This is a genomic window from Williamsia serinedens (genome assembly GCF_024171725.1).
Classification (GTDB): Bacteria; Actinomycetota; Actinomycetes; order Mycobacteriales; family Mycobacteriaceae; genus Williamsia_A; species Williamsia_A serinedens.
The window spans coordinates 335,719-349,205 of sequence record NZ_JAMTCG010000006.1 but is presented as its reverse complement, the minus strand read 5'-3'; the positions used below and the strand labels follow the sequence as shown (position 1 = coordinate 349,205).

Here is a 13,487-nt window from a genome sequence, read left to right as displayed (position 1 = left end):
CGTGCGGTGGTCGACCCACGCCGGCGGCACTCGACCGCCTGTCCGATTCTGCCCTCGATGCCGTCAAGGCGCGGCAGGCACCCGTGAACACTTGTACTCTCGGGAAGAGACGAGCGTCACAACGAGTTGTGGAGGGGGTGAACGTGCTCAGCCGACCGCCGCGCCCACAGCGCGTTGACGAAGACGGACCGAAGTCCGAAGGGGTGCAGCATGGCTGAACGGGGAGCGACACCACAGGTGTCCCCTGCGCGTCGACTCTTCCTCAAGGGCATCCGTGCCCTGTTCAGCCCTCTCGAGCCGGACGACTACATCGAGCTCATCAACCCGCTGTGGACGACCAAGGAGTTGCGCGGTCGGGTCGAGGAGATCCGGCCGGAGGGTACGGACGCGGCCACCGTCTGGATCCGTCCCGGCTACGAGTGGCAGGGACACAAGCCCGGACAGTACGTCCGCCTCGGGCTCGTCATCGACGGCAAGTTCCACTGGCGCGCCTACTCGCTCACCTCCGACCCGGAGCCGCGCGACGGACTCATCAGCGTCTCGCCGAAGCTCGTCGAGTCCGGGACGGTCTCGCCGTATCTGGTCGAGCGGATCAAGCCGGGCGAGATCGTCCGACTGAGCGACGTCGAGGGAACGTTCCTCCTGCCCGACCCCCTGCCGGACAAGATGCTCTTCATCAGCGCGGGCAGCGGCATCACGCCGATCATGAGCATGATGCGTGAGCTCGACCGGCTCGACCAGATGAAGGACATCGTCGCGATCCACTCGATCCACGCGCGCGAACAGACCATGTTCAGCAAGGAGCTCGAGAGGTTCGACCGCGAGCACGACGGCTTCCAGCTCCACCTGCGGGTCACCGGCGACGAGGGGCGGATGAAGCCCGCGGACCTCGACGACCTGTGCCCGGACTGGCGTGAGCGCGAGACGATGGCGTCCGGGCCGGGCGAGCTCCTCGACGACCTCGTCGACTTCTACGAGGAGAACGGGGTCAAGGACCACATCCACCTCGAGCGGTTCCAGCCGACGTTCTCGGCCACACCCGGCGAGGGCGAAGGCGGTCACGTCGCCATGCTCAAGTCGGACGAGGAATTCGACGTCGAGCCAGGTGTTCCCATTCTCGCCGCAGGTGAAGAAGCCGGCCTGCAGCTCAAGTACGGATGCAGGATCGGCATCTGCCACACCTGCACCGGAGTGTTGAAGAAGGGTCAGATCCGGGATCTGCGCACGGGCGACGTCAGTTCGCCCGAGGGACAGTCCATCCGGATCTGCGTCAACAGTGCCGAAGGCGACGTGGAGATCGACCTGTAGGTCGCCCCGGCGACCAGACCCCTGCCGACAGGTTCGACACGCCACCCGTCCCGGGCCAGCCCCGAACGACCGCGCCACCACCGGCGCACCACACCACGGAGGGACCACCATGACCACCACCGAGCGATCTGAGCCGATCAGCCCACTGGCTCATCTCGACGCCGACACCATCGAACGACTCGGCAAGGAGTTCGACGCCATCCACGACGAGGTCTACGCCGACCTCGGCGACAAGGACCGGGCGTACATCAAGTCGGTGATCGCCGCGCAGCGTCAGCTCGCCGCGCTCGGTCGCGTGGTCCTGCTGAACTCCCGGTCGAAGCCGGCGTGGGCTGTGGGGACCGTCGCCCTGGGTGCGGCGAAGATCCTCGAGAACATGGAGATCGGCCACAACGTCATGCACGGCCAGTGGGACTGGATGAACGACCCGTCCATCCACTCGTCGGTGTGGGACTGGGACACGGCGTCGACGGCCGAGGCCTGGAAGCACTCGCACAACTACGTGCACCACACGTTCACGAACATCCGCGGGCTCGACAAGGACCTCGGCTACGAGATCATGCGGATCGACCCGCACCAGAAGTGGCATCCGGTCTACCTCTTCCAGCCGTTCTACAACGTGCTGCTGATGGCCTTCTTCGAGTGGGGCGTCGCCCTGCACGATCTCGACCTCGAGGCGTTCCGACGCGGTGACAAGTCCGCGAAGGAGATGCTCAAGGACCTGAGCGGCATCGGCTACAAGATGCGTCGGCAGGTCGTCAAGGACTACATCGGCTGGCCGCTCATCAGCGCCGGCGCGGTGGTGCTCGCGCACGGTCTCACCGCCGGTCGCGTGCCGCAGCGGGGCACCTCGAAGTTCGGCAAGCTGCTCCGCCGCGTCGACAGCAAGCCCACCCGCGCCCTCGCGCGCCTCGCCGACGACAATCTCGTCGCCGCGGAGCAGACCTTCGTCGCGACGTTCTGGGCCGACTTCACCGCGAACATCATCCGCAACTTCTGGTCGAACTGGATCATCTTCTGCGGGCACTTCCCGGACCAGGCCTACACCTTCAGCAAGGAGGAGGCGAAGGACGAGAGCCGTGGTGCCTGGTACGTCCGGCAGCTCGTGGGTGCGGCGAACATCGACGGCAGCCCGCTGTTCCACATCGCCAGCGGCAACCTGAGCTACCAGGTGGAGCACCACCTCTACCCGGACATGCCCAGCAGCCGGTACTCGCAGATCGCCCCGAAGGTGAAGGACATCTGCGAGCGCTACGACCTGCCGTACAACACGGGTCCGTTCTTCAAGCAGTGGGGCAGCGTGCAGCGCACCATCCTGCGTCTCGCGTTCCCGGGCGGCAAGGTGCGGCCGAAGCCGGGCCCGTTCCGTCGTCCCGAGCACTCCGGGGCCGACGGTCGGGTCAGCGAGGCCGCGGCCTACCGGGGCCGGATGCCCGCGAGCCACCCTGCCGCGGGGCCGGAGAGCGACGGCAACGACGGCGTGATGTTCGACATGCCCTCGCGCGACTGAGCAGCACCGCATCACCCCCATCGATGGGCCGGCCGTGATGGCCGGCCCATCGGTGTGATCGGGTGGTTCACCATGACGTCACTCGCCGAGATCGTGTCCCGCGTCGACGCGACCACCCCCGTAGCCGTGCCCGACACCTGGACGCAGGGCCGCACGGCCTACGGAGGCCTCACCGCGGCGCTGTCGGTGACGGCCGCACGTCAGGCGATCGGTGACGACCCAACGCCGTTGCGGTCCGGGCACTTCGCCTTCACGGCACCCGCCACGGACAGTGTGGCTCTGACGGGAACCGTTCTGCGTCAGGGGCGTTCGGTGTCGAGCGTGTCGGTGCAGGCCGTCAGCCAGGGGCAGGTCGCCGCGCAGTCGACGGTGGTGTTCGCCCGGCCGCGACCGAGCGCGGTGGTCCACGACCTGCTGCACGCCCCGGATGTCCCCGATGCGGACTCCTGCCCGCCCTTCGCCGACGCGGACGCCCCGCGTCCCGCGTTCGCGGTCAACTTCGACATGCGCCGCGCCGGCGGTGGCGGGCCGTTGGATCCCGCGGGTGCGCCGCGGTACCTCGCCTGGGTGCGCCATCGCGACGCGGCGGGCGTCGACCCATACGTCGCGCTGATAGCACTGGGCGACGCGTTGCCTCCCGCGGCCACCGCGGTCTTCGAGGACTGGGCGCCGGTCAGCACCATCACCTGGGACGTCCACGTCTGCCGCGACGACCTCGTCGACGGGTCCGGATGGTTCCTCATCGACTCCGACGGCGACCATGCCGCCGGCGGCTACTCCCACCAGACCATGCGGGTGTACGACGCCGACCGTCGCGCCGTGCTCGTGGCGACCCAGACCGTGGCGGTCTTCGCCTGAGCCGCGCCGGCGGGCATCGCGTGTGACGGACACCTGCCGCACCCCCTGACGCGGCAGGTGTCCGACCATCCATCGCCACGGGGCACGCGTGCGTTACCGAATGGACTCCGCAGATCGATGTGCCTCCACAGATCGTGGGGCCGCTGCGGTGTCGCGGCCGGTGGCGGGGGTGCGTGCGGCGGTCGCTGCGCGAAACGCCGCGGACGGGTTGCTGGCCCGGGTGACCGGGGAGGTCGAGTGCCGGAATCCTGCCCGGCCACGGTCCCGCCTCCCACAGGCCGATCGCGGACGCGGCGGCATTCGCGGAGGGGGTTGTCCACAGATCCCGCTGGTTCCCCAGATTGCGGAGATCCAGCCTGATCGGGGCTGCTGATGTCTGTCAGCGCAGATAGTGTCGCACACATGTTCGACGAAGTGCTCGAGGCGGCGGACCGCCTCGCCGATGCCGTCCGCGAGTGCGAGATGCCCACCGACGACGAGGCGTTGTTGGCGGGGGTGCGTGCGGCGGTTACTGCGCGGAACGCCGCGGACGGGTTGCTGGCCCGGGTGACCGGAGAGGTCGAGTGCCGGGGTACCGCGAAGCGGGTGGGGATGTCGGTGCGGGAGTTGCTGCGCCGTCACGGCTGTGTGCCGGTCGTGGCGGCGCGGGCCATCCGGCTCGGGCGGGCGATCGCGCACCTGCCGGCGCTGGCAAGGCATTTGCGGGACGGATCGTTGTCGGGCGAGTATGCCGATGCCGTCGCCCGCGGAGTTCGGCACGTCTGCATGCGCACACGGTCCCCGTTGGGGTCGGAGTTGGCGGTCGAGACCGAGGCGGTGTTGATCGGGCACGCGTTGGCGGGCAGGTCCCCGGTCGAGATCGACGACCGGGCGCGGGCTATCGCGCTGGAGCACGGGTCAGCGGTGGATGCCGGCGACGAGGCGGGCACGCCCGTCGCCGAGGACACGACGTTGAACGAGGTGTCGTGGGCGCAACGCGACGACGGCCGGTTGGCCGGGTCGTTCGACCTCGACGTCGTCGCCGGCGAACGGCTCATCTCGTGTCTTGACACCGCGTCACGGCCTAGACCGCTACCCGATGGCACACCGGATCCGCGGTCGGCGCCGCAGCGGCGGGCGGATGCGTTCGTGCAAGTGCTCGAGGCCGCGTCCCGAGCGCTCGGGATAGATGGGCTCGTCGGATCGGCGAAGACCGAGATCCTGCTGACCGTACCCGCCACCCACGATGAGTGTTGCGGGATCACTCCGGCCGGGCCGGCGCATCTGCAGTGGATGGGCAGCGTCTCCGACGAGGCGGTGTCGTTGCTGTCATGCGACGCCTCGGTCACCCGCATCGCCGTGGATGTCGACGCCGCGCCGATCGACACCTCACCCACCGCCAGGTTGTTCACCGGCCGCACCCGCAAAGCCATCGTCGCGCGTGACCAGTCGTGCGTGATGTGCGGCAACCCCGCCTCGTGGACCGATGTCCACCACATCGTCTTCCACTCCCAGGGCGGGCCCACGACGTGTGACAACGGGTGTCTGCTGTGCCGCACCTGCCACGTCGCGGTCCACCAGCACGGCTGGGAGATCGTCATGGGACCCGACCGCCACCCCTGGATCCGGCCACCCGCCACCGTCGACCCACACCGCGAACCACAACCCGCCTACAACCGACGAACACTGCGCCTCGACACCATGGCCGCCTGACAACGACTCAGCGACAGCACATTTCCCGCACCTGACCACCGGTCAGGACCGCATCAGGACCATGACAACTACACAGTGTGTGGCGCAAGACGCACCACGCCCGGTCGTCGGGGGAGACGGCCGGGCGCAGTGGGTCGAGTGGGGGATCGTCAGCCGGTGATGAACCCGTTCACCGTGCAGACGAGCTTCGTGGTCGGGTCGAGGGCCTGCTGCACGAGGGTGATCGCCCGCGGCGAGTAGGACATCGACACGTGATCGGAGAAGTCGATGGGGCATCCGTCCTGGAGGGTGATGTTCTTGACCGTCGCGCCGGGGCCCGCGGTGAGGAACGTCGACTCCGACGGCGTGGTGACCTCGTCGTACTTCGTCCGGATGATCGTGTAGTCGATGCCGGGCAGTGTGTCGCCGCCGGCGTTGACGTTGTTGATGAAGTCCGACCCCACGACCTGTTGGATGCCCGCGACACCCACGGGGAGCGAGGCGAGTCCGAGGACGTCGATGCCGAGGTTGTTGATGGTCCGGCCCAGGGCGCCGATCCCGTCGAGCGTCGTGCCGTGGTTGGTCGCACCCAGGGTGATGAGCTTCTGCACCTTGGCCTGGCCACCGTTGAACTTCAGGTACTGCCGGGCCATCACGCCGCCCTGCGAGTGGCCGACGATGTCGACCTTGGACGCGCCGGTGCGGGCGAGGACCTTGTCGACGAACGCGGCGAGCTGGCCGGCCGACGTCGGGATGTCCCCCGTGCCGTTGGCACCCGGGATGAGCGAGATGACCCCGCCACCGTTGGTGATGTTCAGCTTGCCGTAGTTGAAGGTGTAGACGCAGAAGCCGGCCGTCGTGAGGTCGGGCGACATCATCGCGAAGTTGTCGTACGCGCTCTCCCACGTGCCGTGCACGAGGACCACCGGTCGCTGGCCCGACTTCGGCTTGCAGCTGTAGTTGTTGGCCCCGGGGGGTGCGGCGTCGGGGTGGAACGCCGAGTACGCGAACGCCGGGATGAACCGGGTCTGGCGCGGGCCGACGCCGACGGTCTCGCTGGAGGTGCTGTCGGTGCCCGTCGGGATGACGGTCGGTGCGGCGGCGGTGGTGACGTTCTGCTGACGCGCCTGCAGGTTGCTGGACGTCTTCGGTGACTTGAGGCCGGTCTTGATGACGTCGGCCAGCTGCTGCACCGACGGCGCGGCGGTGGCGGGTCCGGTGGCACCGACGGTGATGCCGACGGCCGCGGCCACCGACATACAGGCCACGGCGGCCCGCCGCAGGCGGCTGTTCGTGATGGTCATGGGACTCCCCGGTTGTCTGTGGGTGATCGCCGGCCGGTGTGCCCGGTCGACGCTCACAGACGGTAGGAAGCTGTGCTCACGATCATGGGGGTTTTGCGAGGGGGTTCGGTCAACGACCGGCGACGATGCGTCATGTTTGGGTCTTGTTCCAACGGGGAACCCCCGAACCCCGATTCGGTCGCGTCACGTTGGTGAGAGCACCGTGTCGCGCGGGCACCCCGTTACCGCTCCGTTATCTGCGATCGTGCCCGTATCGATCCGGAACCGGACCTGCTCAGGATTCGTTCGCGAAACCATCGGGTATCTAGGCTCGAACTCGTTCCGTCGGATGCAGACACCGGAGTCCGGCCGCCCCATCCGCTGGAGGGACTCCCGATGCACCCGCTCACCGATTCGCCGCCGGATCCCGGAGACGAGGGCATGACCACCCTCGACGCCGCGATGGCCGCCCCCGCGCCCGCGCCGACGGCGGCAGCGATCCCCGCTGCGGCGCCGACCGGTACGACCACGCCCGCGACCGACACCGACCTCGTCGAGGCGTTCGACCCCGAACGCCTGCTCCTGGGCGACCACGGTGGGGTGCTCGTGATCGCCGGGCTGCTGCTGCTGGCGATCGTTTTGCTCACGGTCGCATTCGGCGCGCTGCCCCGCTGACACGACGACAGACGCGGTGCGCCACTCCTCGAGTGGCACACAGCGTCTGGGGTGATCCGCGTCAGGTCGGGTCGACCGCGTCCTTCAGCTTGCCCATCACGCCCTTCTCGGTGCCGAGCTGCGCCGACTGTGGCTCGCCCATCGCACCGTCGTAGGTGGCGTAGAGCTTCGGGTCCGGCGGCGGACCCGCCTGCTTGTTCCCCAGCGGGCGCGGGTCGGCGAGGAAGCCCAGTTCGTGCCGACCGTCCGGTGCCGTCCCGCGGGCCCATCGACCCTTGTCGGCGTCGGCACCGTCGGACAGGTGCCACAGGGAGGTGGCGTGTTCGGCGTGCTCCTCGTCGAGCAGGGCGTTGGGTGCGACGACGTCCTCGTACCCGTCGGCGCGGAGTTCCTCGATGGCCGCGAGCCACATGTTCTGGTGGTACGTGTCGCGGGCGAGGTTGAACTTCAACATGTCCTTGACGCCGGGGTCATCGGTCATGTGATAGAGCCGGGCGGTCTGCATGCGGCCCTGCGACTCCGCCGACACGTTGGATCGGAAGTCCGTCAACAGGTTCCCACTCGCAACCACGAAGCTGCCCTGCCACGGGACACCGTTGCTGTTCGCCAGCATGGCCCCACCGCCGTTGACGATCGCCTGCTGCGGATCCATCCCGCCGAGCACGGCGGCGACGACGGGGTCCGCGGCCGCGTTCATGGTCGACTCGGTGGCGGGCGCGCCCTCCAGCAGTCGCGCGATCATGGTGGCGATCATCTCGACGTGGCCGATCTCCTCGGTGGCCACGTCCATGATGAGGTCCTTGTTTTTGCCCTTCATGCGACAGTTCCAGCCCTGCATGAGGTACTGCATCGTCACGGTCATCTCGCCGTAGGTGCCGCCGAGCAGTTCCTGGAGCTTCCGCGCGTAGACGGGGTCCGGCTTCTCGGGGGCGACGTCGAACTACAGGTGGTCGGTGTGGGTGAACATGGGAGTCCCTTCGCCGCAGAGGTTTCCGCGGTGTCGTCGTGGCGCGTGAGGGTGGATGTCAGCGGGTCGTGCGACGGTCCACGGTCCGGGTGCCCGGGGTGAGGGCGGCGGGGAGGAGCAGTCCCAGCGCGATCATCCCGACGGCCAATGCGAAGTGCAGCCAGTTGTCGGCGGTGTTGAGCGGCACGAAGTTCGCCGAGCTCGTCTCGTCGACCACCAGCCCGTAGATCCACAGGACGGCGTAGATGACGCCGCCGCCGACGAGGAACGCACGCGACGTGGCCGCGGTGCGCGACAGCGCCAGCCCGGCGACGCCGAACAGCAGGTGCACGATGTTGTGCAGGACGGACACGGCGAAGACGCCCAACAACTTCGCACCGGAGTGGTGCCCCGCGAAGCTGAGCATGTCGTAGTCCGTCGTGATCCCGGGGATGAAGCCGAGGATCCCGACCACCAGGAAAACGGCACCGACCGCCGCGGAGGCGAGTCGGAGGGGAGACCGGCGCAGGTCGGGGGTCACGCCGGCACCCGGATGGGCTGCGCCCGGATGTGTGGTCACGATCGTCCTCCAGCAGGAACGGTGGTTCGGTGTCATCCGACACCGCTGACCGCCGCAGCGTCGGCCTCGGCCGCGGACACCCGGCAGGCTTCCCGCACGGTCGTGTACGAAACCTGGTCACGGTTGACACCCGTCGGCGCAGCAGGTTTCGACGACGGCCCGACGGGGCAGCCGTGCCGGTATGAGCGAGCACCCCGAGGAGACCATCGACTACCCCGGTCACACCGAGGACATGTCGGAGAAGCCCCGTGACGAGATGCGCGACTACGAGGGACGCGGATTGCTCGCGGGCAAGCGGGCTCTGGTGACCGGTGGTGATTCCGGTATCGGCCGGGCAGTGGCGGTCGCGTTCGCCAAGGAGGGGGCAGACGTCGTCATCGCCCACCTCGCCGAGCCCGCAGACGCCTCTCGTACCTGTGATCTCATCACCGCGCAGGGCCGGCAGGCGCATGCGATCGAGGGTGACCTCGCTGATCCGCAGCATTGCCGGGACCTCGTCACCCAGACGGTCGACACCCTCGGCGGCCTCGACATCCTGGTCAACAACGTGGCGTTCCAGAACCCGGTCGACGACTTCCTCGAGCTCACCCCCGAGCAGTGGTATCGCACGTTCGACGTGAACATCCACAGCTTCTTCCACGTCACCCGCGCGGCGGTGGAGCATCTGACGGGCGGTGGCGCGATCATCAACACCGGGTCGATCAACGGGCTGCGGGGCAACAAGACGCTCATCGACTACTCGGCCGCGAAGGGTGCGGTGACGGCCCTGACCTACTCGCTCGCGCAGTCGCTGCTCGAGCGGGACATCCGCGTCAACTGCGTTGCGCCCGGCCCTGTCTGGACACCTCTCATCCCGGCGACCATGCCCGCGGAGCAGGTCACGGAGTTCGGCGCCCAGGTCCCGTACGGGCGAGCGGCGCATGCCGACGAGATCGCGCCGTCGTTCGTCTTCTTCGCCGCGCGGACGATGTCCTCGTACTACTCCGGCGAGGTGCTCGCGCCGATCGGCGGCGAGACCCTGCCCGGCTGAACCCGCGGCGCGCGTCGTCGCGCCCGCGTGCGCCGACGACGCACGCATGCGATGAGCCACGCAGCCCGTCGTCGTGCGCGGTCAACGTATGCCGCATGCGCGATCTGTTTCGCGATCGTTACCCGATCCGCGGTGGTCGGAGCGTTTCGGTGACCGTTCGTGACCCGATTCGGCGGGGTCGAGGGTGTTCATCTCGGCCCGAACGTGCCACTATCGAGAAGAGATCGGACGCACGGTTCAGTTGGAAGCCCTGCATCTCACCGGTCGTCGGCGCGAGAAATGCGCACACCCCCATCCTGTCGGCTGTGTCCGCGTTCCCACGGGACGCGGACAGGTCGTCGACGGACTCTGCGCCGAATCCGAGATCAACCCAGAAACAGGGTGATTCATGATTTCCAACGATTCTCCCGATCGCTCCGTCGCACCGACCTCCGCGCGTTCGCGCAGTCACGACGACGACTACTCCGATGTGCCGGACGTTCTCTCGCAGGTGGCTGCCGCACGCGGTCGAGATCGAGAACGCCTGCGCGACAGTGTCATCGCGCGGTGCCTCCCTCTGGCGGATCACGTCGCCCGCCGGTTCGGCGGGCGGGGCGAGCCCTACGACGACCTGGTCCAGGTCGCTCGCGTGGGCCTGGTGAACGCCATCGACCGGTACGACCCCGAACGGGGCAGTGACTTCCTGTCGTTCGCCGTGCCCACGGTGATGGGCGAGGTGCGCCGGTACTTCCGGGATGCGGCGTGGTGCATGCGGGTCCCGCGCCGCACCAAGGAGAACTACCTCCAGATCACGCGCGTCTCGGACGCGTTGTCGCAGCGCCTCGGTCGGTCACCGAAGCCGTCGGAGATCGCGGCCGAGACCGGCCTCGCCATCGACGACGTCATCGACGGGCTCGTTGCCGGCGCGTCGTACCACACGACCTCGATCGACGCGGAGTTCGGCGGTGACTCGGCGACCCCCAGCATCCGGGAGACCCTCGGGAGCCGCGACGAGCGGATCGGACAGATAGACGAGCTGGTGTCGGTGCGTCCGGCCATCGACGCCCTGCCGCCCCGCGAGCGCCGCATCCTGGTGCTGCGGTACTTCGACTCGATGTCGCAGTCGCAGATCGCCCGCGAGATCGGGATCTCGCAGATGCACGTATCGCGGATCCTGTCGGCCACACTCGACCGGCTGCGGGCGGGCGTCCGCGACCGGTCCGTCGACGAGGACTGGACGGCCGGGGCGGCCTGACGCCGGGCCCGGCCGGTCACCTCACGGCAGGTGGCGCGTGGCCGGTCCCTCGAGCACCTCGCCGTCGGGGGCGAAGCGCGAACCGTGCAACGGGCAGTCCCAGGACTGCTCACTGTCGTTCCAGTGCAGGATCCCGCCGAGGTGCGTGCAGACCGGCGTGACGCTCTTCTCGGCGCCGTCGACGCGGCACCGACCCACGGGACGCACGCCGGAGCGCCCGACCGTGGCGTCACCGTCGGCCGACGGGGTCCGGTCGGCGCTGCGGGTGACCGCGGTCGCCCAGCCCGTGACCATGTGTCGGGCGACCTGTGCGTTCATCTGTGCCGCCGAGGCGACCGAGGTCACTTGCGACGGCCGCCACGCGCGGTACACCCGCGCCCATGGGTGGTTGCCCCCGAGGATCCGACCGCTGCACGCCAGCGCCGCGGCCACCCCGTTCGTCATGCCCCACTTGGCGAACCCGGTCGCGACCAGGATGCGGTCGTCGCCGGGGACGACCGGTCCGACGACGGGCAGCTCGTCGACCGACGAGTAGTCCTGGGCCGACCAGAGGTTCTGCATCTCGGCGCCGGGGAAGGTGGCCCGGGTCCAGCGGATCAGCTCGTCGGTGTGCGATCGCTCCGACGACGCCCGACCCGTCTCGTGTCCGAACCCGCCGACGAGGAGCACCCGCTCCGAGCCGTGCGGCGACGGGCGCCACGCATACCGCAGTGACACCGACGGAGATCCCGCGGCCAGGGACATCGAGCGGGGGATGCGCTCCTCGTCGAGGGAGAAGACCGCGCCGTAGGACCGCTGTGCGGTGAGGCGGGCGAAGTGGGCGCCGCGGTCGAGTGTCGGCATGCCGGTGGCCAGTGTCATCGTCGCGGCGCGCACCCGGCCGTGATCGGTGCGGATCGTGACGTCGCCGCGGGGGAGCACGCCGGGCAGGCCGGGCAGCGGCGACCCGGTCCCTCGCACGCGAACCCCCTCCATCAGCACTCCGCCGTGCTCACGGAGGTCGTCGGCGAGGGCATCGAGCACCGGCATCGGGTCGAACTGGGCCTGGTCCGGCAACGCGACGGCCGCGGCGACGTCGAACGGGAGGTCGGTGTCGGCGACGATCTCGGTGGCGAGCCCGGCGGCCCGGGCGGCGCGATGCTCGGCGACGATGGTGTCGGCGGAGTCCTCGTCCGTGGCATAGGTCAGGGCGGTCTCGCGGTCGACGGAGAGGTCGCGGTCGGCGCAGAACCGCAGCAGCCACTCCATGCCCTCACGGTTGGCGTCGACGTAGGCCGCGACGACGTCGCGGTCGTGGCGACGGGCGATGGTCGAGAGGCGCGTGCCCTGCAGCAGGCTGACCTTGCCGGTGGTGTGCCCGGTGGTCACCGCCCCGAGGTGGCGCGCCTCGAGCACCGCGACGCTCGCGCCGGCGCGGGCCAGCAGGACGGCCGTCACCATGCCGGTGATCCCGGCCCCGACCACGACATGGTCGAAGCGGGACCCGTCCAGATCGGCGACCTGCACAGGAGTGGCAGGGCGGGAACGGTTCTCGAGCCACAGCGAAGTCATCGTCTCCCTCACGTCGTCACGGGCGCCGTTGGGTTACCCCCCATTCAGGGGTGACAAACACGGCCCACCCGGCGACGTTTCGCCCCGGCGGGGGTCGGGTATCGCCGGACGGACCGACGATCGACCACCGCCAGGCAGCGGTGGGACGGAGCCCGCGACGGGAGGAGTCCACGTGGACGACGACTGGACGCGGTCGTCGGCGATGGTGACGGTGACGGTCGCGCCGCACCGGGTCGGACTCATCCGGGCGATGCTCGAGACGCTGCTGTTGCGCGTCGACTTCAGCGTCGAGACCACGTCGGACCTGGTGCTGGCGGTGACGGAGATCTGCGAGCAGATCGTCGAGCGGTCCGACCACCGTCACCCCCTGACGTGTTCGGTGGTGACCGGACCGCACGCCGCGGACGGCGAGATCCGCGGCGTGGTCCAGACGGGCCGTCGTCGACTCGGGGTGGGTGTCGGGTGGCAGCTGGTGAACGCGTCCGTCGACCACGTCGACGTCACGAGTGCGGATCGTCCCGACGGCCGCGACGTCGTGGTGTCGTTCAGCAAGCTGCGCGAACCGGCGTGAGACGCGCTCAGCCGCCCGCGATCTCGTAGATGATCGCGACGACGGCCGCACCGAAGACGATGACGAGCAGGGCCACGGCGACGATGGTGGCGACGCCGGTCGTCGAGAAGCGGTGACGTGCATCGGGTTCGGGCTCGGACAGTCCCGAGGTGGTGGCCTCTGCGGGCGGTGTGTCGCCGGGGGTGACGCCGCCGCCAACCTCGAGATCGGGTGTCTGTTCGGGTTCGGTCATGCGCAGGCGGTTACCCGCCCGCACCGGGGCGGAAACCG

At 69.2% G+C, this 13,487-nt stretch carries 12 protein-coding genes and 1 pseudogene; 8 read left to right on the top strand and 5 right to left on the bottom strand.

Going from position 1 to position 13,487, the window contains the following annotated elements:
* Positions 1-210: 210 nt before the first annotated feature.
* From LX12_RS17565 to LX12_RS17550, 4 genes are all read left to right on the top strand, one after another.
* Positions 211-1,308: a ferredoxin reductase gene (locus tag LX12_RS17565; protein WP_253655869.1), complete on the top strand. Its 1,098-nt coding sequence runs from the start codon at positions 211-213 to the stop codon at positions 1,306-1,308.
* Between the two features lie 109 nt (positions 1,309-1,417).
* Positions 1,418-2,818, top strand: a complete 1,401-nt coding sequence (locus LX12_RS17560; RefSeq protein ID WP_253655868.1) for a fatty acid desaturase family protein — start codon at positions 1,418-1,420, stop codon at positions 2,816-2,818.
* A 72-nt stretch (positions 2,819-2,890) separates the two neighbouring features.
* Positions 2,891-3,676, top strand: coding sequence for a thioesterase family protein (locus LX12_RS17555; protein ID WP_253655867.1), 786 nt, complete (start codon positions 2,891-2,893; stop codon positions 3,674-3,676).
* A 402-nt stretch (positions 3,677-4,078) separates the two neighbouring features.
* Positions 4,079-5,368 carry an HNH endonuclease gene (locus LX12_RS17550; RefSeq protein WP_253655866.1) on the top strand — a complete coding sequence of 430 codons (1,290 nt, stop codon included), beginning with the start codon at positions 4,079-4,081 and terminating at the stop codon, positions 5,366-5,368.
* Positions 5,369-5,517: 149 nt separating this feature from the next.
* Here the strand turns inward: LX12_RS17550 and LX12_RS17545 are convergent, their stop codons facing one another.
* On the bottom strand, positions 5,518-6,651 hold the full coding sequence (locus tag LX12_RS17545; protein WP_253655865.1) for an esterase/lipase family protein: 1,134 nt from the start codon (positions 6,649-6,651) through the stop codon (positions 5,518-5,520).
* A gap of 375 nt (positions 6,652-7,026) precedes the next feature.
* On the opposite strand from LX12_RS17545, the gene LX12_RS17540 reads away from it, so the two are divergent.
* The gene (locus LX12_RS17540) at positions 7,027-7,305 is read left to right on the top strand and encodes a hypothetical protein (protein WP_253655864.1); all 279 of its coding nucleotides are present in this window, start codon (positions 7,027-7,029) and stop codon (positions 7,303-7,305) included.
* Between the two features lie 61 nt (positions 7,306-7,366).
* Here the strand turns inward: LX12_RS17540 and LX12_RS17535 are convergent.
* Both LX12_RS17535 and LX12_RS17530 read right to left on the bottom strand, forming a co-directional pair.
* Positions 7,367-8,272, bottom strand: a pseudogene (locus LX12_RS17535) (manganese catalase).
* Positions 8,273-8,330: 58 nt separating this feature from the next.
* Positions 8,331-8,780, bottom strand: a complete 450-nt coding sequence (locus LX12_RS17530) for a DUF4383 domain-containing protein (protein ID WP_253655971.1) — start codon at positions 8,778-8,780, stop codon at positions 8,331-8,333.
* Positions 8,781-9,012: 232 nt separating this feature from the next.
* Between LX12_RS17530 and LX12_RS17525 the strand changes: the two genes are divergently transcribed.
* Both LX12_RS17525 and LX12_RS17520 read left to right on the top strand, forming a co-directional pair.
* The gene (locus tag LX12_RS17525) at positions 9,013-9,861 is read left to right on the top strand and encodes an SDR family oxidoreductase (protein WP_253655863.1); all 849 of its coding nucleotides are present in this window, start codon (positions 9,013-9,015) and stop codon (positions 9,859-9,861) included.
* Between the two features lie 388 nt (positions 9,862-10,249).
* Complete coding sequence (locus LX12_RS17520; RefSeq protein WP_253655862.1) at positions 10,250-11,095, top strand: SigB/SigF/SigG family RNA polymerase sigma factor; 846 nt, start codon at positions 10,250-10,252, stop codon at positions 11,093-11,095.
* Positions 11,096-11,116: 21 nt separating this feature from the next.
* Here the strand turns inward: LX12_RS17520 and LX12_RS17515 are convergent, their stop codons facing one another.
* Positions 11,117-12,646 carry an FAD-dependent oxidoreductase gene (locus tag LX12_RS17515; RefSeq protein ID WP_253655861.1) on the bottom strand — a complete coding sequence of 510 codons (1,530 nt, stop codon included), beginning with the start codon at positions 12,644-12,646 and terminating at the stop codon, positions 11,117-11,119.
* Positions 12,647-12,818: 172 nt separating this feature from the next.
* On the opposite strand from LX12_RS17515, the gene LX12_RS17510 reads away from it, so the two are divergent.
* On the top strand, positions 12,819-13,217 hold the full coding sequence (locus tag LX12_RS17510) for an ATP-binding protein (protein ID WP_253655860.1): 399 nt from the start codon (positions 12,819-12,821) through the stop codon (positions 13,215-13,217).
* Positions 13,218-13,224: 7 nt separating this feature from the next.
* On the opposite strand, the gene LX12_RS17505 is transcribed toward LX12_RS17510, so the two are convergent.
* Positions 13,225-13,449, bottom strand: coding sequence for a DUF6480 family protein (locus LX12_RS17505; protein ID WP_253655859.1), 225 nt, complete (start codon positions 13,447-13,449; stop codon positions 13,225-13,227).
* Positions 13,450-13,487 lie beyond the last annotated feature (38 nt).